This is a genomic window from Candidatus Paceibacterota bacterium, assembly GCA_035530615.1.
In the GTDB taxonomy this organism is placed as follows: domain Bacteria; phylum Actinomycetota; class Actinomycetes; order Nanopelagicales; family Nanopelagicaceae; genus QYPT01.
Window position 1 is genome coordinate 1 of record DATKUL010000003.1, and the last position, 24,998, is coordinate 24,998.

Genomic DNA, 24,998 nt, shown 5'->3' on the forward strand with positions numbered 1-24,998 from the left:
CCGTTAATTAATAGGGGTTAATTCGGCGCCGTTAATTAATAGGGGTTAATTCGGCGCCGTTAATTAATAGGGGTTAATTCGGCGCCGTTAATTAATAGGGGTTAATTCGGCGCCGTTAATTAATAGGGGTTAATTCCTGAAAAAGGCGTAACTGATCGAAACTTTCAAATCTCTGGCGATTGCAGAGGTGTGCTCGACTGAAGCGACGACATGCAAAAACCCCTACCCATGATCTCGGGTAGGGGCACGAATTACATTGCCTGGCTGTCAAAGCGAAGATTACACCCAACCTGGGTTAGGAAAACATCCCACACGCCACTCTGTGATATCGCACGCTATCGTGCGATAGGAATAGTCACCTCCCTCACGAGGTTGGGCAACCCCCCGTCTAGGTAACACGGGGGGCCGTAAATACCGGACAGCGTGTTCCGGCCCAAGAAGGGTCTAAATGTCCGATTTTCATCGGGGATTGGTGGCGAAATGGTGCCCACTTTTGGCCTGAACCGGTGCGCCCGGAGGGACTCGAACCCCCAACCTTCTGATCCGAAGTCAGAAGCTCTATCCGTTGAGCTACGGACGCTTGTTTGCCAAGGATACCTTGATTAACAGGACTCGTTCGCCGTTTAAAAAGAAGGCGTCACGCAGGATTTCTCCCACGTAACGCCCTCTTTCTATAAATCTCTGCTGTCGTTCTCTTTACTTTGACGATCCCAATCCGTTGGGTGAACCTGCGGCCCATACATACTTGATGTGGTCGGGGTCCATCGCTTTATCGGAGATGACTTCATAGTTGCCCCATAGGGAGTAACCGCCATCAACCCAGTAGGAACTGTTTTCGCCGGCGGAACCCACCCAAATTATTTTGATGTGTTCGCTCCAGCCGCTTCCGTCTTTAACGTTGCCATTCCATTCATTGGTATCCCAAGCACCCGCACAGAAGGCAGGATCGTTGTAACCATTCGCATTGCAGGCATCCCACGCAGCATTCCACTTCATTACTAAGTGGTCATTTGCATAAGTTGGGTCGCCCCATACCTTTCCATTAAGAACCTTGTCCACGCCGTCAGCCGGGCCAGAGAAAATTCTGGCGCTGTAGTTATATCCATATTGATTGAAACCGCCAGCTGCTGATGCCTGTGGCAATACGCTACCGAGTAGAGCAGCGCCCGCGAGTGAAGCTATTGCCAGAGACTTAAATCCAATTTTGTTGCCTCTTACTTGCTTGAAACTGTCGTCACGATTCGACATTCGATCCTCCTTAGGGGGTATCTGTACCCTAGCGGCAGAGCCTGCAATTCGGTAGATATCTCCAATTAAAAGAATCAATTAAAAGAATCTAGGGCTATCCCGTCATGTCCTACTCGGAAGTTAGACTTCCTGACTATGTCGGTGAATTTGATTGAAGTACGTGGACTTACAAAAAAGTACGGTGATTTCGTCGCTGTTGACGGAATTGACTTCAGCGTACGGAAAAGTGAGTCTTTTGGGCTACTTGGTCCCAATGGAGCTGGTAAGTCGACGACCATGCGGATCATCGCCGCTACATCACAACGCACCTCAGGTGATGTTCTAGTTCTTGGCAAAGATCCCGAAAAGGAAGGACCGCAGATACGCGCTCACCTTGGAGTGGTGCCACAGCAAGATAATCTGGATATTCAATTGACTGTGACTGAAAACCTCTACATCTACGGTCGCTACTTTGGTCTTTCAAAGAAGTTCGTCAAATCAAAAATCAATGACCTTCTCGAATTCGCCCAACTTGAAGAGAAACGCGACACCAAGGTTGAAGCGCTCAGCGGCGGTATGAAGCGCCGACTTACGATTGCTCGTTCACTTGTCAGCGAGCCGGACATACTTATTTTAGATGAGCCCACAACTGGTCTCGATCCGCAAGCGCGGCACATTCTCTGGGATCGACTTTTCCGACTTAAAGAGGATGGAATAACTCTCCTCATCACGACCCACTACATGGACGAAGCCGAACAACTCTGCGACCGATTGATTGTGATGGATAAGGGCAAGATTATGGCGGAAGGCAGTCCCGCTGCATTGATCAAGAAGTACTCGACAAAAGAAGTACTTGAAGTTCGTTTCGGCTCCAACAGAAATGCCGAAATGGCAGCGGCAATGGAGCAACTCTGCGAGCGCATTGAAGTCTTACCTGATCGCATTCTTCTCTACACGGAGGATGCCGAAGAAGTGCTCGAAAATATTGTCGGGGCGGGACATCACCCAAATACATCGCTGGTGCGAAGGAGTTCCCTGGAGGATGTTTTCTTGCGTCTAACCGGCAGAAGTTTGATCGAATGATGAGCACACTAAAAGGAGAGCGCTCTATCCCACGATTTGGGGCGCTTTACGTCCTCGAAGCTCGAATGAAGTCAATGCTCAAGTTCTTCTGGGTTATCGCCTCAATAGCAATCCTCAACCCAGTTCTTTATCTCGTCTCCATTGGGCTCGGAGTTGGCACTCTTATCACCAACAACATTGGTCCCAACGGTATTGACGGCGTCTCTTACTTGACCTTCATCGCACCTGCTCTCCTAGCGACGAGTGCAATCCAAGGAGCAATGGATGAGGTAATTTTCCCTACCCTGGATGGATTTAAGTGGGCGAGGATTTTTTACGGCATCAATTCCACTCCCCAAACCGGATCTACCATCGCTACTGGTGTCTTTCTGACTGCGATGGTGCGCACGATTGGAAGCGTGCTGGCTTACTCTGGAATCTTGTATCTTTTTGGCGCCATGGATTCGCCCCACTCATATTTGGCAGTACCGATAGCTATTTTGGCAGGAGCAAGTTTCGGTGCTGTGATGCTGGCGCTCGCCTCGCACGTCACTAGCGAAGATATGTTCTTCACAATTGTTGGGCGCTTTGTCATTGGGCCAATGTTCCTCTTCTCTGGAACCTTCTATCCGCTCAATACTCTGCCCATCGGGCTCCAGTTCTTCGGTTGGATATCACCGCTCTGGCACGCAACTGAGCTAGGCAGATACGCGACCTACGCTCATCACATAAGTGCAACGATGGTGAGCGTCCATATTCTCTTCTTGCTCACAATGTTGGTACTTGGCCTGATTTTCGCTTTTAAGCAGTACACCCGACGGTTGGCGAAATAATGTTGTTGAGCGCCGCGATCGCTATCGCAGAACGGCGAGCTGGCAAACTTGGAGATCGGTATTACGCCGGACGGTCGCGCGCAGTCGTTGAACGAAGTTATATAGCCTTCAAGTCCTCCACATGGTTTGTCATTCTCTCTGGGTTTGTCGAGCCCGTTCTCTACCTCCTCTCGTTTGGGTACGGTGTTGGACAGTTCGTCGGCACTATCGATTCAGGCACCGGAAAAATGGTCTCTTACGCCGCGTTTATCGCTCCAGGATTACTAGCCACGAGCGCAATGAATGGAGCCGTCTACGATTCGACGTGGAACGTATTTTTCAAACTGCATGAGAGTCGTCTCTACCACGGCATGCTTGCAACTTCACTTGGTCCACTCGATGTTGCCCTCGGTGAAATGGCTTGGGCGCTTCTCCGTGGACTCGTCTATGCCATGGGATTCATGATTGTAGTTGCGCCCCTTGGTCTCATTCCAAGTTGGTGGGGAATTCTTGCGATTCCCGCAGCAGTCTTAATCGCCTTTGGCTTCGCAGCATTTGGTATGGCTGTTACTTCTTACTTCAAGACATTTCAACAGATGGGCCTGATCAATATTGCACTGCTCCCAATCTTTCTTTTCTCTGGAGCTTTTTACCCGCTCACGGTCTTTCCGGGATGGACCCAAGCCTTAATCAAAGCACTACCCCTCTGGCATGCAATCGAACTCATCCGAGGGCTCACTCTTGGGGCACTAAATATGGGGCTTCTCACGCACATTATCTACTTTCTCGTGATGATTGCTGGCGGTCTGTTCTTTACGACAAGGCGCCTCAACGCCCTCTTTATGCGCTAGCCAACAGAGTGAATTAAGTGTTGTTACGTTTGAAGCCAACAGCTCTCGGACCGACAGTGCCTGCAACGGGTCTTTCATACTTAGTTTGAATGCCGGGCAAAACGGGGTTAGCATCGTAAAAAAAAGACCCAATTTGACTCACCGCCGAGAAATAGCGAAGCGCCCACTGATAGCAGGAACCCGCCGCAATCACGTCAGAGCCATTGAGCGGGAAATTCTTTTCGCAAATTTTCTGGAGATCCAATAAGAATTCTCCATCGACCATATTCCTTGAATACCGAAGGTAGTCAATCACTTTGCCAGTCCGAGGGTTCTTGATCGTGAAACCGCTATATCCAGCATCATGCGCATTACATGCCGGACGAAAATCTACGGTCTTGTTGCCAAGAGTCCGCTTATCTAGAAGCGTCTTCTCCCACTCGTCAATCTTCTTGTAACCTGTCTGGCCTCCGCAGCCATTGGAGACAAGGAATATTGGAACCTCTATAGCAATCCAACTTGAGTGAGAACAGGGAGCCTTCGGCGACGTATTGCCCCTCGCATCCTTAAAGTATGCACACACCAGGAAGGGACCGAAGTTCTTCTTCCCCTTCACAACAGGTGGATCAAAGACCGCTAACTTGGGATAGCCATCTGCTTTCAATGAACTCACCTGACTATCTATAAGCACGCCGTCTGAGTATAAATTTAGGGTCGCTTGCACCTGTTGCGTTTTACCTTTATAAGACTCAAGCGCGTAATACTTCACTGCGACTAACTGCCCCAATGGAACATATGCCTTCTTGGCACCATTTACATAGACCCCAGGCAGAATTTCAATCTCCATAGTGGGTACCGTGGGTGAAGCGGCCGGTGCAGCTGTTAAGAAACCAAAGAAGAGGAGAAAACTAGTTGACAGAACTGCAAATCGAAGAAGCCACGAAATCTTCCGCCGTTTCATAATGAACTCTTTTCAAGGTGCGTACGTCGAACCCAACACCAATCACTTGAATTCTATGGCCGCACCATTCTTGAGTGAATAGTCCACGTCACTATTCCACTCTCCAGTCCTTATGGAAGTGGTACCACCCTATTTAAAGAACGATGAATATTGGCGATCCCTGAAGTTATTCCTCCTCAGCTGATGGATCAATCAGCCTTTGAGGACACAGCTCCCCAGGGGTTGTGAGGCCCTCAAAATGCCACCATTCATTTTCGTAGGCACGACAGAGCCCATATATATACCCATTGACTTCCAACCACTTGGTGGAAACTGGATCGTTTGGGTAATTAATATCCAGCGCTAACCCCCACGGATGGTGCGAGATATTGGCGGGTAGAACCCATTTTGAGGCTTCGGCCTCAGATCCATATCTCTTCACTGCATTTCTAAATAGTCTCTCCTGGAGTGCGTAACTTCTATACCCGGAGGTGATGTGCAAGGGGAATCCTGCCTTCTTCCCAACTGCTTGGGCTGCCAAGAAGCGGATCATCAATTGTGGATTGACATCTGAAGGTGGTTGCGTCGGACGAACGATCGGTGCTGCACCAAGGCTCTGCTCGCCATCTAAACAACCGGAATCAACGTCCGAACTCCGCAGAACTTTTGTGCTCTCATTGAAACAGAGAAGGTGAATAATTGTCGGTGTCGGTGTCGGTGTCGGAGAAGCCACGCTTACTACTGAGTTGTCATAGGAAAGATTTTGTATATAGAAGAAAGCGCCGCCACCAATAAGAACCCACAAAAGTATAAATACAGCGACTCTGATCTTCACATGAGCAATTCTACTTCCCTAACCAGGTTGCGCTCTAAGAAGGTTGTGTGGCGGTCAAGTTGAGGGGTTCATTGATTTCAACTTTCACATCTGCTTTACTCCTCAGATGCCACACCGACACTCCCTGCGCGTGGCGTTAGCGAGCATTATCATCGTCGGATTGATAAATGGCGTAGTACCTGAGGCCCAAGCAAAGACTCTCGTTGGCACGGCTTGTAGCAAATTGGGTGCAAAGACGGGTGATGGACCTAGCCGCACTGTGATTTGTGTAAAAAAGGGAAAGAAGAAAGTTTGGAAGGCTTTAATTCTCAAAAGAACAGATAAGCCTTCGAATGCACAACCCAGCTCAACAAAACCCTCGACCGAACCTTCAACGCAACCTTCTGAACAGCCGTCAAATAGTTCAGGATCGACTTGCCAGAAACTCCCCGAATTCACAGAGAACTTCATTGATCCTGCTTACGTCCGAGTTGTCACACCAATCGGTGAGCAAACCGGCTCAGGCGGGGTGATCGCGGTCCGCTCTTACATACATCCATCAAATACTTTCCTTGGAAAAGAATTACCAATTTACGCACCAGTGGACATGACCCTATCTATGGCGAGTTTCTACAAGCCACCCGGAGCTGCTGCGAATTACCAACCGGAATACTCGCTCTATTTCGAAGTCGGATGTGGCATCACCGTGAAGTTCTTCCACATCAAAGGCATCGTGGGCAAGGTTGCTACCGCTGTTCCATCGGAGCCCTCACCAAGTAGCGCCGGACAGGCGGTTGGTAAGACCCCCGTTAAAGCGGGTGAGCAAATCGGTTGGTACAAACTTGGAGAGGATAGCGTTGCCTTCGACTTCTGGGTCGACAACGAAACACACACCAACAATTTCATCGTCCCGTCCCATTTTGCGGAGAGCAATGCTCTTCATAGCGTCTGCCCTTATGGGTTTTACACCCCTGACAGGAAAGCTCTCTGGCTTGCAAAGTTAGGTGCACCTGGAAGTGACCCAATCTCAGGAACCGCATGTGGAGTTGTAACAGAAGGAGTTGAAGGTACTGCGGATGGCATGTGGTTCATTTCGCCGAACACTAAAACGGATCACCTCACGTATGACGGCGCCTACCAATCTCAAATAATGTTTTCCGTTGATCCGAGTGGGATCCTCCGCATCGGCGGCTTGAATACATCCGGAACATTGAGTCAGATGATGGTCTCACCACAATCCTCAACTTGGCTCAAACCATCCGATGTCAAAGTTGGTTCGAGTCATTGTTGGTCGACCGATCTACAGTCGGTCGCTGTTAAAGTAATGGACAACAAAACAATGTCGGTAGTTGTTGGTACTGAGTCATGCTCGACTCTTCCCGATCCATCAACTGGGAAGACTTATTACCGCTAACAAAGCGTCAGTTATATGTGTGCTTGGACACGTTGACCAGCAAAATATGCGATCTGCCTTGAATACATGGGGGCAAACTTCTACTCTTTCAAGGTGCCCCTCATTAGTCGTAAGAACTTCCTCGCCGTGGCCGCCGTATCATTCCTCCAGACTCGATTCTCGATCGCCAATGCGGCCTCTGGTCCAAGTCTCAAACCTACCCGCCTCGGTCAGACAATCATTTGGCGTGGCAAGAAATACACTGCCGTTAAATCTGGCAAGAGAATTGTTTGGAGCAAAGGGGCACCACTCACTTCTAAAAAGACCGAAGCACCGTTGCCGATTATTGCAAACATCGACCTGGCTGCATCAAGTGAAGTCTCGGATGGCATGACGCAAGTTTTTTATCCGAAGCATCGGAATGCCAGGGGGAAAGGATTTTTTGTTTCTCGAGAGAACGGCGTTTTAAACGCCTTCGGCACAATATGCACGCATGAAATGTGTCAGGTTCAAAACGGACTTCCACGATTGTTTTGTGCTTGTCATCATTCATTTTTCAATCGGATTACAGGATTCCCAGAAGAGGGACCCGCAAAGCGTCCTCTGCTAAATTATCCAGTCAAGGAAACATCCGGTCGCATTATCGTGACGGTGAATTTTTAATCAGGGTGGACACCGAGAATTCCGATGCCCACCCTTAACAGAAGTACTACTTCTTGTAGCCGCCCTTACCCATGGGCTTCACTAGGAGGAGCGTTACCAATCCGAATACAACGCCAGCAACAGCGGCGGCAGGCAACGATGCACCCACAAGTGGGAAAGGTTCCTTGATCGCGTAACTGACCGGATTGAGTAGATACAGGTAGGTTGCAACTCCCGCCGCCATCGCGAGGATCGCAGCAGGGTTGATCCCAAACCAATAGCTATATGGTGCATCGGGACCTGATGTGTAGAGACCACGAATACTGATCTTCTGGCGACGCAAGAAGAAGTAATCCACGATTTGAATTCCACACAAAGGTGCAAAGAACACGCCAATGTAAGCAACGAAGGTACCAAAGTTATCAAAGACCCAGTTCGGGAAAAATAGGCCAATAACTACTACTGGGACGATCGATACAAGCAACGCAGTATTCCACGACAACTTTGCTAGGCCTGGTACGGCCTTAATGCCAACGGTGGACGCATAAATTCCTGCAGTTGCCGTTCCTAAATTGGCGGTGATAACAAAGAGCAATGCAATCGCACCGTAAAGTGGACCGCCAACATCAGCCAGCCAGCCGGCGGGATCGGAAGTCTCGAGCACCAAAATTGCGGCAAGACCGACAAAACTCAAAACAGGCACAGGTAATCCCATACCAAGAATTGATGGAGCAGCAGCAATTGATGGAGTACGAGCTTCTCGAGTCATTGATCCGATGTATGGCCACCAAGACAACAAACTGACAAGACCAATCTCAATTCCGTATTGGAAATCAAGTTGTTTGTCACTTGCATACGCCGGAAGTGCGGTACTCAGAGCACTGCCTTCTTTCACAATTAACATGATGATCATCCACGCGCCGACTGCGACGATAGCGACAAACAGCCACATCGCTACCTTCTCAAGTCCATTTGCTCCGCGCTTGAGTGTGAAGAAGACAAAGAGACACGCTAGGACGGTGGTAACTGAGACAACCAGGTTCTGTTGGCCTTTATCGCCGATACCAAGCAAGATCATCAGAGCAGATACCGAACGCCCAAAGAAAATTATGAGCAGCGAATTCCAACCAATGATGGACAGGTATTGCAGAGGCACGGTTATTGCCCAGCCATTGTGACCAAATTGAGGCACGGCAGCTTTGATGCTGTCAACGCCAAAACGTGAAGAGGTTGGCACAACTGCAAGAGTTACTAGAAGCATGCCGATCATTGCGCCAGCAGTCATCGCCCAAAAACCAGGCCAAAGAGGCAAGTAGTAACCGACATATTCGCCAATGATGTAACACCATGTTGCTGATGCAGCAACCATTAAGACGATAAAAAGAGCCCGACTATTCCATCGTCGCTCGCTTGGCTTAAGTGGCCATGAGTCTTTGCCCAGGCTTGAATCTGCGGTTCTTAGGTCATCGCTCATGATGGCCACCCAAAGTTCCAGCCAATAAGAAGGGCAATCGCTGGAAACAAGATTCCCGAGCCGAGGACAACCATCCAGGCTGTTCTCGAAAACCCACCGGGATCATTAGCAGGATCTTCATATATCTTGATTCTTTCTTCCAACTCCGTCGGAAGTTGCAGGTCTACCATCTATTCCTCCCCATTCGTTGTTTTGGTCATCCTTCTTTGTTGGCGTTGTAACCTTCGGCATCTTTATAGGGGAACCACCAGAAATCCTGGATCTCTGCCTTGGGATCGATCATCACAAGTTTCGTTTGACGGAAACTCTCCAACCCTTCCTTGCCGAGTTGACGACCGGAACCAGACAACTTACGGCCGCCAAAAGGTCCGGCGTCATTGTCAAGTAGAGGCGCATTAACCCAGACCATTCCACTTTCTATCTCATTGACAGCTTGCATCGTCTCATCCAGGCGCGACGTATAAATATTTGCACCTAACCCGAATGATGAATCATTTGCTAACGCGATGGCTTCATCGAGACTCTTGACTTTGCAAATGGGTGCTACTGGTCCAAACGATTCACCATGAAGGATGTCCATATCAGGTGTCAAGTTAGTTAAGACGGTCGCCTCTTGGAAAAAGCCGGCCTCCATACCTGCGACTCGACCCCCACCACATTCGACAACAGCACCTTGTTCGATCGCTCGGGCAATAATTTTCTCGTAACGATCACGCTCGCGCTGATTAACCATCGGACCCATATCAACATTGTCTAGACCGTTGCCAATACGAACCTTCTTCGCCTCACGGACTAGTAGCGAAACAAACTCATCATGAATGTCCTCATGAACATAGAAGCGCTCAGCAGAAGTGCACACTTGCCCAGCATTGAGGAATGCAGCAAAAGAAGCAGCTTTCGCAGCAACTTCCAATGGGGCGGAAGGCATCACGATAAATGGGTCATTGCCAGACGTTTCAATCATGTGTGGTTTAAAGGTTTCGGCACAAGCGCGAACCACAGCTTGACCAGTTGGAACACTGCCAGTGAAGGCGATCATATTGGTCTTACTACTGGACACTAATTGCTGACCGACTGGACCGCCTCCTGTCACGCACTGAACAAGACCAGCTGGTAAAGACTTAAACGATTCCATGAACTTCAATGTGCACAGACTTGTATGTTCTGATGGCTTAACCACAACTGCGTTTCCTGCAATTAATGCAGCAGCGGCTTCCCAGACCATAAGCACATACGGATAGTTGAATGGCAAGATGATGCCAACGACACCGAGTGGCTCCTTGAGGGTAAAGTGCATCTGACCAGCAACTGCGGGTCCAATGACATCTCCCATGTCGTGTCGACCAACTTCTGCATAGTAATCCAGAGCGGTGACTGACCAATCAACTTCGTCGGCACTTTCCTTATAAGTCTTTCCCATCTCACGAGTGAGCATCTCTGCAAGTTGATGACGTGAGGCCCTGATATTACGCGCTACTTCGTGCAACGCCTCCGCACGGTGGAGTGCCGATTCTTTCCACCAAATCTTCTGAGCACGTCGTGCAGCATCAAGCACGTGATCTACTTCCTCTGGCAGACATTCAGCAACCGAGCCGAGGAGCACTCCTGTGGCTGGATCTTTTACTTCATAGGCTTTCTTACCTGCACTTGATTTGTGGACGCCGGACATGAAGTACGTGCCGCTGAGTCGTTCAAATTCCTTAATAGTTGACATATATTAACCCATTCTTTTTCATGAAAATAAAGGTATACCTTTGGGTTCTATGGCAACAGATTGCCACGCATGTAAACAAATGTAATAGCCTGTCGGTACGAGTGCAGGCACCATAAATGCCAAACAGCAATGTGCCCAAATACTAAGATAATTGGAGTATCCATTGGTCAATAAATGTAGAAATGAAAAGGTATAACCATGAGCGATTCGCGACTTCCAACAAAAGCTAGAGTTGTTATCGTCGGTGGAGGGGTTATCGGCACTGCCACGGCGTACCAACTGGCAAAACGCGGCTGGAATGACGTCGTCCTACTTGAGCGGAACACTCTGACTTCTGGTACAACATGGCATGCAGCTGGACTCATAACTCAAGCGCGACCAACTCATGGCACCAGAGCCATCGTGCAACGCGGACTCGGAATTTTCAAATCGCTTGAAGCAGATACTGGTTTCGCTACTGGCTACGTTGAAACAGGAACAATCCATCTAGCTATGAGCAGTGATCGCATGGACGAGCTCAAGCACATGGAGCTTTCTTCCATTTCAAGTGGTATCGAAGTGCGGCTACTCAACCCAGATCAAACGCTTGAGACTCACCCGCTCTTGAATCCGGAAGGGATCGTCGGAAGCCTCTTCTACCCGCGCGACGGGCGGGGAAGTGCCACAGATACGACAATGTCGTTGGCACGTGGGGCAACCCAACGCGGGGCGGCAATTGTTGAGAATGTATTGGCCACTGGAGTTAGAGCCGCCAACGGCCGGGTGACGGGAGTCGAAACAACTGAGGGGTACATCGAGGCCGAATATGTCGTCAATGCCACTGGCATGTGGGGTCGTGAATTCGGCGAACTAGCTGGGGTGCAAGTGCCGCTGCAAGCACTTGCCCACTATTACATCGTGACTGAGGGAATTCCGGAATTGCCACGGAACCTCCCAACAATCAAGAGCGCCGATGACTTCGCATACGTTAAAGACGAAGCTGGGGCTCTTCTAGTTGGCTTCTTTGAACCTGACAGTTATGCATGGGCATCATCGGGTATCCCAGTAACTAACGGCTTTATTCGACTACCGGAGGATTGGGATCACCTTGGTCCTTACTACGAGCGAATGATTTCACGTCTTCCAATCCTGGAAAATGCTGGAATCAAATTGCACTTTTCGGGTCCCGAGAGTTTCACTCCCGATGGCTTCTATCATTTGGGTCCCGCCCCGAGGTTGACCAACTATTTTGTGGCGGCCGGCTTCAACTCCACCGGTTTTCTCTCTGGACCGGGAGCAGGAGCTACCCTCGCGGATTGGATTATCGACGGCCGATCGCCGCTTGACCTTCCAGAACTCGAACCATCACGGGTTCAACGCCATGAAACGAATCGGCGGTTCCTAGAAAAACGCGTGCTAGAAACTTTAGATACAGCCTACGGTGTGCATTGGCCATTTGAGCAACGAGAAAGCGCTCGCCCACTGCGGCAGAGTCCACTTTATGCTGAAACCGCTAAGGCCGGCGCGGTATTCGGCGAATTGCGAGGTTGGGAACGCGCGAACTGGTATTCCCAAAGTGCCGAAGATCGTGAATACGTCTACTCATTTGGCCGACCGAATTGGTTTGAGGCATCTCGCCTTGAACATAACGCCGTGCGTTCAACGGTGGGGATGTTTGACACATCCTCATTCGGAAAATTATTGGTCCAAGGTCGAGATGCAGTAAAGGTGCTGCAAAAAGTATCAATTCGGAATGTAGATGTGCCCGTTGGCAAAGTTGTCTACACCCAATGGCTCAATAAACACGCCGGAATTGAAGCAGATGTCACGGTGACACGTCTTGCCGAAGATGAGTTTCTGGTTCTCTCAGGACCTGCCACGGTGCTTCGCGATCTGGCATATCTCAAGCGAAACATCACTTCGACGGATTTTTGCACAGTAGCCGACATCACTGGCTCCCTGGCGATGTTGGCTCTTATGGGACCAAATTCTCGCACCCTGCTCCAAACACTCACCGATTGCGATCTATCCAACGATGCTTTTGCCTTTGGAAGTTCACGTGAGATAGACCTTGGTATGGGGTACGTACGAGCAACTCGGCTCACCTACGTTGGCGAACTGGGTTGGGAGTTATTGATTCCAACAGATATAGCTCGGCATATCTATTCCACGATAACCAACGCTGGGTCCGAGCATGGTCTGGTACACGCTGGCTACTACGCGATGGGTTCACTCAGATTAGAGAAGGCATACCGCAGTTGGGGGCATGACATTTCAAGTGCGGACGATCCAATCAGTGCAGGACTTGCCTTCGGGGTGGCGTGGGAGAAGGAAGGTGGGTTCATTGGATTAGACGAACTAACCAAGATTCGTAAAAATGGAACCGATCGTAGATTGATGCAATTTTTGCTTAATGATCCTGAGCCACTCCTTTTTCACGACGAACCGATCTATCGAAACAGCATCCTGGTCGGACGCGTCGAATCCGCTCAGTATGGACACACTCTCGGCGGATCTGTGGCGCTCAGTTGGATTACCGCACCGGGTATAGAAAGTGACGATTGGTTCAACGAGGGTGCATACGAAATCCAAGTTCCTGGCAGACGAGTACCAGCCACAGCTTCGCTTCGTCCCCTCTATGATCCGAAATCAGAGCGGATCAAGGCTTAGACGCGAATAAGATGACTTGCTATAAACGAAATTCCTTACTTCCTCTACCGACCAACCCTGAACTTGAAGCACCTGACGCGCATAGTAGAGAACGGGATGGTTGGGCGAGTAACTACGGCCAGGAAGAAGTACTGCCGTTCGACCGTTGCCGCCTTGATAGAAAGTCACGCAAAGAGTGTATCGAAGCGTGGTATCGAGACTGGATTCATTGCGTGAATCTAATTAAAGAGAGCGAAGCCACTTAACCTGATTCAGCCAATGATGCCCTTGGCCACCCTCATGAGCATTAAACCGAAAGACTTCAATTTTGGCATCGCCAGCATATGTGTTTTTTGCGGCAAATACCGTTGAGGGCGGACAAGTAGTATCCATCAGCGCCACCGAGAAATAGGCAGGCGCACTCGAACGACGAACAAAATTGAGCACATCAAAGTAATCCAAAGTATCGAAGGTCTCTGCGTACTTATCCCTATGAATAGATAGGTACTTGGCAATTTCCAGATACGGCCCCTGAACAGTGATATCTGCAGCTCTACGGAAATACGAAAGAAAAGGTACCTCGGGCATCACAGCAAATAAATCTCCAACCAACCCGGAAACAGCGAGCGCCAAACCGCCACCTTGGCTGCCACCAGTCACCACAATCTTGTCTGGCTCCACAATATCGAGCGATCTCACGGTGTCGATGGCAAGTACCGCATCGGTAAAAAGGCGTCGATAGTAATAACTCTCTTTTGCTTCAATTCCTTTGGTCATAAACCCTGGATGGTGAGCATGACTTCCGTGGTTGTCATCTGTCTCTCCACCACTGCCCCACCCACTTCCTTGTCCTCGAGAGTCCATGACGAAGTAGGCGAATCCAGCTGCCGGCCACTGGAGGTGTTCGTGTGGAAAACCTCGACCACCTCCGTAACCCAAGTACTCAACCACTGCGAACGTGGGTTTTGTGTTAACAGGAAGGATGTACCAAGCTTTGATCTGCTCTCCTTGATAACCGGAGAAGGTCACATCAAAAACTTCGAAGGCGGTAATCCCGTAATCAACCTTCACTAATTTAGGTGGTTGCCACTTTGCGCGACTGGCCTCGAGCGTTTTCTCCCAAAATTCGTCAAAATCTTGAGGTAAGTGAATTTCAGGAAGAAATCCTTCGAGTTCGGCTAACGGTAAATCAGAAATTGGCATACACGACTGTAAACCGAAGGCATAGTTAGGGCAAATCATGTGCGATCGACTAGAACTCGAACTGATCAATAATCCCGACTATCCCTACACCCCAGCAACCGCGCACGCTCCGCCGACGTATGAAGGCACTATAGATCTCTGGAAGCCTGATAATCGGATTATTGGAGCATTTAAAGAAGACCAACTAGTGGGAGTTGTAGCCGCATCCAAGGGAGCGAAAGAAGTAAATATTGATTTTGGAAGCGTGCGAATAGATCATCGGGGAAAAGGAGTGGGTTCTGCAATCGCTTCCCTAGCGATTATTACTTTCGCAAACCTAGGTGAGCGATTCTTCTCAACTGGGGGCGCAGCGGTGAACGAAGCAAGCCAAGGAACGGTCAAAGCACTTGGGTTTACAGTGGACGAGCGTTGGTTGAGTTACTCGAGGCCAGATTGAGAACGGTGACCTTTAGAATTGAAATAATTCAGATCTAAGCATTTTTCGAAAGGAAAGAATCTCATGCCGGCAGAAGTCGAGAGAATTGACCGTCAATTGGCTTACAAAAATCGTTGGATGACGGTTTGGGAGGATCAGGTCCTTTTCCAAAATGGCTCTGAAGGAATCTACGGTGTCGTAGATAAGCCGGACTTTTCCCTTATTGTTCCTTGGGACGGTTTAGGTTTCTATCTTGTAGAGCAATTTCGTTATCCAGTTGGTGGAAGATACTGGGAATTTCCCCAAGGTTCCCTTGAGAGTTCACCTGACATCGATGTGCTCGAAGTGGCCGAGGTTGAACTCAAAGAAGAAACAGGTCTCAGCGCTGAATCCTTCGAGGTTCTTGGAAGGCTTTTTGAAGCCTACGGATTCTCAAATCAAGGATTTACAGTTTTCCTTGCCACAGACTTAGTGCAGAATGAATCGAACCTAGAAGGATCTGAAATCGGAATGGTCTGCCGTCGCTTCGAGTTAGAAGAGGTTTGGGATCTCATTGAACGCGGATTAATGAGGGATGCACCGTCAATTGCAGCGCTTGCGTTGGTGTCTCGTCACCTAGCACCAAAAACCAGCCATGTCCCTACTCGCCCAAGTCTAAGTATTCACGATAATTAACTATGGGCGATCTTCGAATCCGCGCGGCTCGTGTGAGCGATGCAGAAGGTATTGCGAAAGTTCACGTTTACACCTGGCAAAATGCTTACCTGGGGTTAATTCCCGATTCCTTTCTTCAAGGGTTAAGCGTGGAGCAGAGAACTGCTACTTGGATCAAGAATATTGAGAATCCGCTGCCTAAGAGCCAGACATTGGTCGCTGAAGTAAGTGGAGAAATCGTTGGTTTCATTGGTGTAGGCGCGGACCGAGAAGAGGATCTTCCAAATCAAGGCGAGGTTTACGCGCTCTATGTGTTGTCCAACATTCAAGGACGCGGTATAGGAACCGCGTTAATGCGAGAAGGCCTAACAGCTCTCAAGACTGAGGGTCTCACATGCGCTGTTCTCTGGGTACTTGAAGGAAATCTTCGAACTCGAACTTGGTACGAATCCCATGGATGGAAATCTACAGGGAGAAGCAAAATCGATCAGCGCGGAAGTTTTACGATGGAGGAAATTCAATATCGAATTGAATTCAAGCCCGATCATTAGTCACTACGTGCGCCCGAAGGGATAAACCTGGGAAAGGGACAATTTTTGAATTTCTTCATCACTGTAGGCGCCAAAAATGAAATCTAGATCAGTCAGCGGCTAATATATCCAGACTATTTCTTGTACTTATAAGTGGTTGATCGTTGTGCAGTCGGGACTTTGTATCCATTGCACTCAAATGGATAAGCAAGCACCCCTGGTTCAAACTTTGCTGTTGGGGAGAAGCACTTCCAATAGAAAAAAACATCCCCCTGGACCCAATGAAAATTAGGGTCCCCGTTTTTCACAACTGGACTAAATGAAACATCTCTAACTTTTATTTGGATAGGTGCCTGAGAATGGATACCCACACTTCCCGTGTATCCAATTAGTTGACCCCTGTTTAGCTTTCGTCCCAGCAGACCTTCGCAAGCTTTTGAGCCTTCAGTAGGTGGGGCCATACCGTCGCTATCTGCATAAAACAATCGTCCAGCGGCTCTTGGTGTACCTGGGTAGAGCGGCGCATTGCTGCATAGTTTGTTCTTGTTCATGCCTCGAAGAAGTGGGGTGTTCTTAAGGTGGTAAATGCAAATTATTAGCCTAGGCCAGTCGCTACTGGTTGACTCAAAACAAAGCCTCAAATCATCAAATGGAGAGTACTCGACATTAACTTCACCAGTCTTTGGATCCGGACCTGGGTTTATCTTTGTGTCGGCACTTTGATTTTCGAAGCCGATGAGTTTCATGTTGATTGGAGCAAGAAGTGGCGAACCGACGGGAATTTCGACATTCACCCCAAGCTTTCCCGAATAGATGGGGATATCTGGTGTAAGACCAAACTTTGGTCCAAGCGTTACGAATGCTGGGTCCATGCCACCAAAAAAGACATCGCTATGATCGTTGATCCCTGCCATATCTTTAGGTGGAGACGTTAGAACTGAAACGATCTTCTTGGCCGAGGAGGGAGTTGGGTTCGGCGACGGAGCCGAAATCGCTTCTTTCCAAAACAACTTGCCGTTTACCAGAGTGCAGATTTGCAATTTATAATACTGGTTTGTCAGTGCCCCTATTTTGGTGCAAAAAATGGAAGGCATTTGTGTAGGCATGTCTTTTGCGAGCGCAGGAGTAATCGCCAATTCAGAAATCAGTAGAGTCACAACCGTAAAAACTAAGGATCTCAGTTTCACATCTAGACTCTATCTATGTGATTACAGAATTACTACTAGTGCGCCCGAAGGGATTCGAACCCCTAACCTTCTGATCCGTAGTCAGATGCTCTATCCGTTGAGCTACGGGCGCTGGTGCTTGGTAAAGCGAGTGAAGCCTACCCGTTTTTTATAGCCCGCCCAAACGGAGCAATTCCTGCTTATCTACAGCCTTTACTCGTGGCTTTCCGAGGGGTTCGCCCTTCGCAATTTCGGCATCGTTGATTAATTCCCATCGGGATTGGGTCACAATCTCGTGGTTGATAAGTAGTTCGAGAACATCACCCTTGTTCTTTGGGGTAGATGGAAGCGCTTCAACAAGTAGCTTCATAACTTCGCTGGCATCGCTCTTATTCGTTCCGATTACACCGGATGGTCCGCGCTTCGCCCAACCGACAACATACATATTCGACCCATTGATGCGACCTTCATCGTTTACGACCTTGCCGTTAGCAAATGGAATGCCCTCAATCGAAGGAGCTTCATATCCAATAGCAGAAATTACCAGACCGCATTTTATAGTTTTGGTTTCGCCGGTTGGTACTACTTTGCCATCCACGATCTTGTTAATACCAAGAACTATTTCTTCAACCTTCTCTCCGCCGTGAATTTCAAGCGGAGCAAGGAAGAATTGAAATTCAAATGTACGTTCGCGGGATTTCGGCTCACTGTTTGCAATCAATTCCATCGCTGTCAGATTGCTCTTCACATCTTTCCCTGGATTTTCGCCAACTCTCGCGAGTGCGGCTGCAATCTCTACTTTGTCCATAATCACGTTGGTGTGCTCGAGTTTTGGAAGTTCCCGAAGTTCAGGAGCGGTGAATGCCGCGTGCTCGGGGCCGCGGCGAGCGCAGAGGATCACCTTGCGGATAGCGCTCTTGCGAAGAACGTCGATTGCGTGGTCCGCGGTATCGGTCGTATCCAACTCCGCTGGTTCGAGGGCGAGCATTCGCGCGACATCCATTGCAACGTTGCCTGCGCCGATAACGACTGCGGTATCGCAATCAACTGGAAATATGAGATCTTTAAAATCTGGATGGCCGTTATACCAAGGCACGAAGTCGGCCGCAGAGAGTGAGCCAAAGAGTCCTTCGCCAGGAATGCCAAGTTTGCGACCGAGTGAAGACCCAGTTGCAATTACAACTGCGTCGTACCTATCTACTAGTTCTTGCGTTGTGATATCGGTACCGAGTTCGACATTGCCAAAAAGCCGGAAATTGCCAGCGTTGGCGACCTTTTCGAAGACCTTGGAAACGGTCTTGATCTTTGGATGATCAGGTGCGACGCCACTTCGAACCAGGCCCCAAGGAGTTGGGAGGCGCTCAATCATGTCGATCGCGAAATCACGATCTTCGGTGGCTAGATTTTGTAGAGCTTGTGCTGCAAAGTACCCCGCAGGTCCTGCACCAACTATCGCTACCCGAAACGTTGTCATATAGCGCACGCCTTTCCCGTATTGCTACCAGAGTAAGCCTCTACCTTCAGGCCATTCGCGAATTCTATCGACTAGGAAAGTCCGTGATGATAGAGGTCTCGCTATGTTCTTCGTCTCTTGTGGCGAAAAGGAGACTTACCCTCTTCATGTCTCCCGCACCTTGCGTCCAGGGAGAGTCCGGGACAATTTCCAATTTCCTTTACGCTCGATTCCATGAATATTCTCTTTCAATCTTCGAAACCTGGACTTGATATTCCTCGTAAAAGTGCTCTCGTCCCAGTCTCTGTGCCTCTAGGTGCTCGTTTAATTGCTTCCAACGAGCAATCGCTTCCGCACTCTCAAAGTAAGAAATAGTCACACCTTTTCGGGACTCTGCATCACGGAAACCAATATGTCTTACATATCCGTCAATATCTTTAACCAACGCTTCCATTTTTTCTGACCACTCGGAATACAGGTCCTGTTCCTCAAGAGTGCGAATGGATGTAAATATGACTGCGTACATGATTATTGTCCTTAACCCAGTTGGCTTGTAATTACGACTCGTATGAAATATTACCCATGAGCGAGATTAACAAAACGAAAAGGTCTCTTGCTTGGTGTTTATTACTTGAGCAAGAACTAGGAAGGTTATATCTTCCTGAGCAGCAATGAATTACAGCCCCACGCTCAAACTGGCGGAGACGAGAGGATTTGAACCTCCGAGACCCTTTAACAGGTCTACCTCATTAGCAGTGAGGCGCACTCGACCGGGCTATGCGACGTCTCCGAGTACGAGGGGAGTTTACAGGTAAAAGGCGGTTGGATTTACTTCTATTGGAGGTTCTTCTCCAACGTTGCAAGTTGGTCGGAGAGTTCCGACGGCAGTTTCTCGCCGATCGTGCCAAACCACTCTCTTATGAGAGGTAATTCGTGACGCCATTCGTCCTGATCGATATTGAGTGCGGCATCAAGTTTCTCAGTAGTGAGCTCTAAGCCATCAATATCGAGACCTTCGGTAGTTGGTACCAGACCAATTGCCGTCGACCTAGAGGAAATCTTGCCCTCAACCTGCTCAATAGCCCACTTAATGATGCGAGAGTTCTCGCCATAACCAGGCCAGAGGAAACTACCGTCTTTGTCACGTCGGAACCAGTTGACGTAAAAAATCTTCGGCAATTTGGTGTTGTCGTGAATCTTTCCAAGATTGATCCAGTGCTTCAAGTAATCACCAACGTGATAACCAATAAATGGAAGCATCGCGAATGGATCGCGGCGTACAACTCCCACAGCACCAGTCGCGGCCGCAGTTGTTTCGGATGAAAGAGTCGCACCCATAAAGACTCCATGATTCCAATCGCGCGATTGCGTCACGAGAGGAATAGTGGTCTTACGTCGACCGCCCATTAAAATTACAGAAATTGGAACACCTTCGGGACTTTGCCACTCTGGCGCGATAATCGGACATTGATCGGCGGGAGTACAGAAACGCGCGTTTGGATGGGAAGACAATTCACCGTTGCCGGGTGTCCAGTCGCGGTGTTTCCAATCAATTAAATGTGCCGGTGGGGTCTCCGTCATTCCTTCCCACCAAATGTCGCCATCATCAGTGAGCGCGACGTTAGTGAAAATTGAATTTCCCTTATCAATCATTTTCATCGCATTGGAGTTGGTATTCCACCCAGTGCCTGGCGCCACGCCAAAAAATCCTGATTCTGGATTGGAGGCGTAGAGATGTCCATCATCTCCGAAGCGCATCCAAGCGATGTCATCGCCAATTGTTTCCACTTTCCATCCTCGAACTGTCGGTTCGAGCATTGCAAGGTTTGTCTTGCCGCAGGCTGACGGGAATGCAGCAGCAAGGTAGTGAACGTTCCGCTCCGGAGTTGTCACCTTGAGAATAAGCATGTGCTCTGCAAGCCATCCTTCTTCGCGACCGATGACAGAGGCAATACGAAGTGAGTAGCACTTCTTTCCAAGCAGAGCGTTTCCGCCATAACCAGATCCGTACGACCAGATCGCCAAATCATCTGGGAACTGAACAATGTACTTAGTTTCATTGCAGGGCCACGGCACATCGCTCTGACCTGGATTGAGCGGAGCACCGACAGAGTGGAGCGCTTCAACGAATATTCCGGTTGACCCGATCCGCTCCAGTGCGGCTGTTCCCATGCGGGTCATAATGCGCATTGATGCAACAACGTAGGCACTGTCGGTGATTTGAACGCCAAATTTTGAATGCGGTGAATTTAGGGGACCCATACAGAAAGGAATGACGTACATCGTGCGACCGCGCATTGAGCCGCGAAAGAGGTCGGTTAGAGTCTTCTTCATCTCAGTGGGCGCAACCCAGTTATTTGTTGGACCGGCATCGCTCTCGTTTTCCGAGCAGATGAACGTCCGATCCTCAACTCGGGCAACGTCACTTGGGTCGGAGAACGCCAAGAATGAATTCGGTTTCGCCTTCAACCGAACCATCGTGCCTTTGTCAACGAGCTCTTGAGTGATTTGGTTCCACTCATCCTCTGAACCCGTGCACCAATGAATTGAATCTGGCTGGGTGAGTTGAGCAACCTCGTCCACCCATGCGTTCAGCTTGGTATTGGTCGTTGACATTATTGTCATTAAAACCTCCGAAGTAGATTTATTTCCAACTGTAGTTAGGGCATTCGGTCCGTACCTAAGCCAGCGACATTACCTGAATTTTTGAGTACTGATTGGTAGAGCCTAGGCTGTATTTCAAGCGCGTATTACGTATGTCACACCAAAAGTTGTACCCTTAGCGAATGAATGAAAAGGCAACGACGCCCGCAGTAAACGAACGTAACTATGACGAACCCGTGCAAGATGCTTATGCGGAGTTCATGAAAACAGGTTGGGCCGAGTCCCACCTCAATGGCCTGGCAGCGGCGCCCGCCGTCCCTTGGTGTGTTCCGCGTCGAGAAGCGCTCTCAAAAACTTTCCCTGGGATCCGCCTAGTTATTCCGGCAGGTAATTTTAAAGTTCGCAGCAACGACAGTGATTACAACTACCGCCCGTACTCTGCATTCGCCTATTACACAGGTGTGCATGGGATTGAGGCGATAGCTGATTCGGTTCTTGTTATGGAGCCAACAGATTCTGGACATTTACCTCTTCTATTTATCCATCCTCGATCTACGCGCGATACGGATGCTTTCTTCCGTGATGCAAGGTATGGCGAACTTTGGGTGGGTCGACGGTTCACTCTCGATGAGGCGCAAGTTCGATATGAAATCGAAACTCGTCACCTCGACACTCTTGCAGCGCTACTTGAGGAGAAGAATGAAACCCTCCTTATCCGTGGGGAAGATTCCTCACTCGACTCGAAAATTGCCGCTCATGATCGCGACAAGGAATTCCTCACCTTCGTATCAGAGGCCCGAATCATTAAAGACAAGTATGAAATTGATGAACTACAAGAAGCGTGCGATTCGACGGCCCGCGGCTTCTCCGACTTGGTTCGCGCTATCCCAGCTGCAGTAAAAACTCGCAAAGGCGAGCGGGTGATTGAGGCCGCTTTCTTCGGACGAGCACGCATCGAAGGCAACGACACTGGTTACAACACGATCGCGGCTGCTGGTGCACATGCCTGTGTACTCCATTGGATCCGCAACGACGGGGATCTACGCCCAGGCGAACTCATTCTGGTTGATGCCGGTGTTGAACGAGAGTCGTACTACACCGCCGATGTGACCCGCACTCTTCCTATTAGTGGAAAATTCTCGCCAGCCCAACGTTCCCTTTACATGTTGGTCTATGAAGCACAGAAAGCAGGATTTGCCGCCGTTAAACCTGGTGCAGACTGGACATCCATAAATCTTGCAGCTCAGAAAGTATTGGCTCAAGGCTTGGTCGACATGGGAATCCTTACCATTAGCGCCGAAGAATCCTTAAGACCTGAAATGGGACTGCACCGCAGGTGGACATTGCACGGGGTTAGCCACATGTTGGGCTTGGATGTCCACGACTGCTCGCAAGCTCGGAAAGATCATTATTCAGAAGGCACACTCGAGGTGGGCATGGTTTTGACAGTAGAGCCCGGGCTCTACATCCAACCTGATGATGAACTCTTTGCGCCAGAATTCCGCGGCATCGGTATCCGTATTGAAGACGATGTTGTTGTCACAGAGGACGGTTGCAGAATCCTTAGCAATGGACTTCCGCGCCATCCGGATGAGATTGAGAAGTGGATGGGTACTTTATTAAGCTAGCTGTATTCCAATCCAAGCAGCGCCGATTCCGAACGTTAGAGATACAAACAGATTAAGCGCTGCACTTTTATATTGCTTCAGTTCAAAGGCTAGATAGAGATCCAGAATGAAAGTGGACCATGTGGTAAATGCGCCCGTAAAACCCAATCCAATAAATGCATGAAAATTTTCGCTAGAACCGATACTTAAACCAAGAATCAAAGACCCCAGGACATTTATAAGAGTAATGCCATACGGATACTTGAGAAATCTACGTAAGTAAAGATCGAGCGCGTAGCGGGCGGGGGCTCCAATTCCGGCACCAATAATTACGTATAAAGCTTTCATGCTCGCTCGGGTACTACTTTGCGAGAAAGAGGAATAACGACTGCAATCACCAACAAGCTAAGTAGAAGAGTTTGAATTATGTAACCAACTCCTCCGCTCGAAGGTTCGACGCTTTGATATGCAAATGCCGAGAAGGTCGTTAGCCCACCACAGAAACCGGGAAGAAGTAGATGTCGCAATGCGTCAGTCCCGTGTCGCTCCATAAGAACGAGAAAGAAAGCGGCCAGTGCTACACCGATGAGGTTGGCAACAAGAGTTCCCACACGAGTCTGATCAAATTCGACAGAAAGTGTCCAACGAACGAGTGAACCAGCGATACCACCCAATCCCACCCAAACGAAAGCGGACCAGCGGGTAGAAATTAAAATGACGTTCTCTTGGAATATAGGCCGCGAAGAAGAGCGCTGACAATGCTGATCATTAAGCTTGCGAAGAGCGCTGACCAGAAATCCTTGATATCTAGCGCAGTGCTCCAACGCGCCGTCAGTGCGAGCATCGCGGTATTGATGATGAAGATGAAGAGACCAAAGGTAAGGATCGTGATCGGAAAGGTCAGCACCTTCACGATAGAGCCGAAAACGGCGTTAATGAGGCCGAAGAGAAGCGCCACCCACAAATAGGTGCCGGCACCTCCATTAACGGTGATTCCAGGGACAACGGCGGTTGCCGCCCAAATTGCTAAAGCAAGTGCGGCCCAACGAAGTATCAAACGCATGTATTAAACAATACCCTCACGTTTGCGAATTTTGGAGCCTAACCACCGAATTGGATCGTACTTTACGTCCACTACACGCTCTTTCATCGGAATAATTGCGTTGTCGGTGATTCGGATGTGCTCTGGGCAGACTTCAGTACAGCACTTGGTGATGTTGCACATCCCAAGTCCATGTTCTTCCTGAGCATTCTGCTTTCGATTGCGCAAGATATCAAGTGGATGCATGTCGAGCTCAGCCAGGCGGATGAAGAAACGAGGACCAGCAAAGGATTTCTTGTTCTCCTCGTGATCTCGGATGACGTGACAGGTGTCTTGGCAGAGAAAACATTCAATGCATTTGCGGAATTCCTGGCTTCGCTCCACGTCCACCTGCTGCATCCGATATTCACCAGGCTTGAGATCTGCCGGGCCTTCAAAGGCCGGAACTTCCATCGCCTTCTTGAAGTTGAAGGAAACATCAGTAACAAGGTCGCGAATGACAGGGAAAGCACGAAGAGGTGTAACTGTGATGGTCTCGTCCTCTTCAAACATGTTCATGCGGGTCATGCATGCAAGACGTGGCTTGCCATTTATCTCCATAGAGCAAGATCCACATTTTCCAGCCTTGCAGTTCCAGCGGACTGCCAAGTCAGACATCTGCGTCGCCTGAACACGGTGGATAACATCGAGTATTACTTCGCCCTCATTGGCTTCCACTTCAACATCTTGAAGTCCGCCGTCTTTAGAGTCTCCGCGCCAGATTCGCAGTTTGACCATCTTCTTAATCG

Annotated in this window: 25 protein-coding genes, 3 tRNA genes and 1 pseudogene; 10 read left to right on the top strand and 19 right to left on the bottom strand. The window is 49.2% G+C overall.

The annotated features are described in order from the left end of the window. Positions 1–507 precede the first annotated feature (507 nt). Positions 508–580: transfer RNA gene (locus VMW30_08475), tRNA-Arg, on the bottom strand. Positions 581–696: 116 nt separating this feature from the next. Next, positions 697–1,248, bottom strand: coding sequence for a hypothetical protein (locus tag VMW30_08480; GenBank protein HUW88392.1), 552 nt, complete (start codon positions 1,246–1,248; stop codon positions 697–699). 135 nt (positions 1,249–1,383) lie between these two features. Here VMW30_08480 and VMW30_08485 point away from each other — a divergent pair, with 135 nt between their 5' ends. The 3 genes from VMW30_08485 to VMW30_08495 are packed head-to-tail and all read left to right on the top strand — an operon-like array spanning position 1,384 to position 3,952. Then, positions 1,384–2,310, top strand: a complete 927-nt coding sequence (locus VMW30_08485; protein HUW88393.1) for an ABC transporter ATP-binding protein — start codon at positions 1,384–1,386, stop codon at positions 2,308–2,310. Further along, positions 2,307–3,122: an ABC transporter permease gene (locus VMW30_08490; protein ID HUW88394.1), complete on the top strand. Its 816-nt coding sequence runs from the start codon at positions 2,307–2,309 to the stop codon at positions 3,120–3,122. Before VMW30_08485 ends, VMW30_08490 begins: the two co-directional genes overlap by 4 nt. Further along, positions 3,122–3,952 carry an ABC transporter permease gene (locus VMW30_08495; GenBank protein ID HUW88395.1) on the top strand — a complete coding sequence of 277 codons (831 nt, stop codon included), beginning with the start codon at positions 3,122–3,124 and terminating at the stop codon, positions 3,950–3,952. Before VMW30_08490 ends, VMW30_08495 begins: the two co-directional genes overlap by 1 nt. Before the next feature lie 13 nt (positions 3,953–3,965). Here VMW30_08495 and VMW30_08500 read toward each other — a convergent pair whose 3' ends face one another. Further along, entirely contained in the window at positions 3,966–4,892 is a 927-nt protein-coding gene (locus VMW30_08500; protein ID HUW88396.1) for a hypothetical protein, read from the bottom strand. Between the two features lie 166 nt (positions 4,893–5,058). Beyond that, positions 5,059–5,706 (bottom strand): D-alanyl-D-alanine carboxypeptidase family protein, encoded by a 648-nt coding sequence (locus tag VMW30_08505; protein HUW88397.1) that lies wholly within the window; start codon positions 5,704–5,706, stop codon positions 5,059–5,061. Positions 5,707–5,812: 106 nt separating this feature from the next. Between VMW30_08505 and VMW30_08510 the strand changes: the two genes are divergently transcribed. Next, a complete protein-coding gene (locus tag VMW30_08510; GenBank protein HUW88398.1) occupies positions 5,813–7,099 on the top strand; it encodes a hypothetical protein in 1,287 nt (428 codons plus the stop codon). A gap of 93 nt (positions 7,100–7,192) precedes the next feature. Then, positions 7,193–7,741 carry a Rieske (2Fe-2S) protein gene (locus VMW30_08515; GenBank protein HUW88399.1) on the top strand — a complete coding sequence of 183 codons (549 nt, stop codon included), beginning with the start codon at positions 7,193–7,195 and terminating at the stop codon, positions 7,739–7,741. A gap of 46 nt (positions 7,742–7,787) precedes the next feature. Here the strand turns inward: VMW30_08515 and VMW30_08520 are convergent, their stop codons facing one another. Genes VMW30_08520 through VMW30_08530 form a run of 3 tightly spaced genes read right to left on the bottom strand, consistent with a single transcriptional unit; the run spans position 7,788 to position 10,908 of the window. Then, on the bottom strand, positions 7,788–9,194 hold the full coding sequence (locus VMW30_08520; protein ID HUW88400.1) for a cytosine permease: 1,407 nt from the start codon (positions 9,192–9,194) through the stop codon (positions 7,788–7,790). Then, on the bottom strand, positions 9,191–9,364 hold the full coding sequence (locus tag VMW30_08525) for a hypothetical protein (GenBank protein ID HUW88401.1): 174 nt from the start codon (positions 9,362–9,364) through the stop codon (positions 9,191–9,193). Before VMW30_08525 ends, VMW30_08520 begins: the two co-directional genes overlap by 4 nt. A gap of 26 nt (positions 9,365–9,390) precedes the next feature. Continuing rightward, complete coding sequence (locus VMW30_08530) at positions 9,391–10,908, bottom strand: aldehyde dehydrogenase family protein (GenBank protein HUW88402.1); 1,518 nt, start codon at positions 10,906–10,908, stop codon at positions 9,391–9,393. Positions 10,909–11,106: 198 nt separating this feature from the next. Between VMW30_08530 and VMW30_08535 the strand changes: the two genes are divergently transcribed. Then, positions 11,107–13,557 carry an FAD-dependent oxidoreductase gene (locus VMW30_08535; GenBank protein HUW88403.1) on the top strand — a complete coding sequence of 817 codons (2,451 nt, stop codon included), beginning with the start codon at positions 11,107–11,109 and terminating at the stop codon, positions 13,555–13,557. Here VMW30_08535 and VMW30_08540 read toward each other — a convergent pair. Together VMW30_08540 and VMW30_08545 are read right to left on the bottom strand one after the other, a co-directional pair. Then, positions 13,537–13,725: a hypothetical protein gene (locus VMW30_08540; protein HUW88404.1), complete on the bottom strand. Its 189-nt coding sequence runs from the start codon at positions 13,723–13,725 to the stop codon at positions 13,537–13,539. The genes VMW30_08535 and VMW30_08540 overlap by 21 nt on opposite strands. A 54-nt stretch (positions 13,726–13,779) precedes the next feature. Further along, positions 13,780–14,739: an acetylxylan esterase gene (locus VMW30_08545; GenBank protein HUW88405.1), complete on the bottom strand. Its 960-nt coding sequence runs from the start codon at positions 14,737–14,739 to the stop codon at positions 13,780–13,782. Between the two features lie 37 nt (positions 14,740–14,776). Here VMW30_08545 and VMW30_08550 point away from each other — a divergent pair, with 37 nt between their 5' ends. The 3 genes from VMW30_08550 to VMW30_08560 all read left to right on the top strand — a co-directional run bounded on the left by VMW30_08550 (position 14,777) and on the right by VMW30_08560 (position 16,359). Further along, positions 14,777–15,175: a GNAT family N-acetyltransferase gene (locus VMW30_08550; GenBank protein ID HUW88406.1), complete on the top strand. Its 399-nt coding sequence runs from the start codon at positions 14,777–14,779 to the stop codon at positions 15,173–15,175. A 63-nt stretch (positions 15,176–15,238) separates the two neighbouring features. Beyond that, positions 15,239–15,829, top strand: a complete 591-nt coding sequence (locus VMW30_08555) for an NUDIX hydrolase (GenBank protein HUW88407.1) — start codon at positions 15,239–15,241, stop codon at positions 15,827–15,829. Positions 15,830–15,831: 2 nt separating this feature from the next. Continuing rightward, positions 15,832–16,359 (top strand): GNAT family N-acetyltransferase, encoded by a 528-nt coding sequence (locus VMW30_08560; protein HUW88408.1) that lies wholly within the window; start codon positions 15,832–15,834, stop codon positions 16,357–16,359. A 113-nt stretch (positions 16,360–16,472) separates the two neighbouring features. On the opposite strand, the gene VMW30_08565 is transcribed toward VMW30_08560, so the two are convergent. The 6 genes and pseudogenes from VMW30_08565 to VMW30_08590 all read right to left on the bottom strand — a co-directional run bounded on the left by VMW30_08565 (position 16,473) and on the right by VMW30_08590 (position 21,588). Beyond that, positions 16,473–17,525 (bottom strand): hypothetical protein, encoded by a 1,053-nt coding sequence (locus tag VMW30_08565; GenBank protein HUW88409.1) that lies wholly within the window; start codon positions 17,523–17,525, stop codon positions 16,473–16,475. A 39-nt stretch (positions 17,526–17,564) separates the two neighbouring features. Then, positions 17,565–17,637, bottom strand: a tRNA-Arg gene (locus VMW30_08570). Positions 17,638–17,673: 36 nt separating this feature from the next. Beyond that, complete coding sequence (locus tag VMW30_08575; protein HUW88410.1) at positions 17,674–18,978, bottom strand: FAD-dependent oxidoreductase; 1,305 nt, start codon at positions 18,976–18,978, stop codon at positions 17,674–17,676. A gap of 199 nt (positions 18,979–19,177) precedes the next feature. Further along, the gene (locus tag VMW30_08580) at positions 19,178–19,483 is read right to left on the bottom strand and encodes an antibiotic biosynthesis monooxygenase (GenBank protein HUW88411.1); all 306 of its coding nucleotides are present in this window, start codon (positions 19,481–19,483) and stop codon (positions 19,178–19,180) included. A gap of 170 nt (positions 19,484–19,653) precedes the next feature. Next, a tRNA-Ser gene (locus VMW30_08585) sits at positions 19,654–19,747 on the bottom strand. A 44-nt stretch (positions 19,748–19,791) separates the two neighbouring features. Next, a pseudogene (locus VMW30_08590) lies at positions 19,792–21,588 on the bottom strand (phosphoenolpyruvate carboxykinase (GTP)). A gap of 155 nt (positions 21,589–21,743) precedes the next feature. Here VMW30_08590 and VMW30_08595 point away from each other — a divergent pair. Next, positions 21,744–23,189 (top strand): aminopeptidase P family protein, encoded by a 1,446-nt coding sequence (locus VMW30_08595; protein ID HUW88412.1) that lies wholly within the window; start codon positions 21,744–21,746, stop codon positions 23,187–23,189. Here the strand turns inward: VMW30_08595 and VMW30_08600 are convergent. From VMW30_08600 to VMW30_08615, 4 genes are read right to left on the bottom strand one after another with little or no spacing between them, the layout of a single operon-like run. Beyond that, on the bottom strand, positions 23,181–23,516 hold the full coding sequence (locus VMW30_08600; protein HUW88413.1) for a CrcB family protein: 336 nt from the start codon (positions 23,514–23,516) through the stop codon (positions 23,181–23,183). The two genes, VMW30_08595 and VMW30_08600, sit on opposite strands and share 9 nt — an antisense overlap. Continuing rightward, positions 23,513–23,848: a CrcB family protein gene (locus tag VMW30_08605; GenBank protein HUW88414.1), complete on the bottom strand. Its 336-nt coding sequence runs from the start codon at positions 23,846–23,848 to the stop codon at positions 23,513–23,515. The genes VMW30_08600 and VMW30_08605 overlap by 4 nt, the downstream gene beginning before the upstream one ends. 29 nt (positions 23,849–23,877) lie before the next feature. Continuing rightward, positions 23,878–24,231, bottom strand: a complete 354-nt coding sequence (locus VMW30_08610) for a phage holin family protein (GenBank protein HUW88415.1) — start codon at positions 24,229–24,231, stop codon at positions 23,878–23,880. A 3-nt stretch (positions 24,232–24,234) separates the two neighbouring features. Then, positions 24,235–24,996 (bottom strand): succinate dehydrogenase/fumarate reductase iron-sulfur subunit, encoded by a 762-nt coding sequence (locus VMW30_08615; protein HUW88416.1) that lies wholly within the window; start codon positions 24,994–24,996, stop codon positions 24,235–24,237. Positions 24,997–24,998 lie beyond the last annotated feature (2 nt).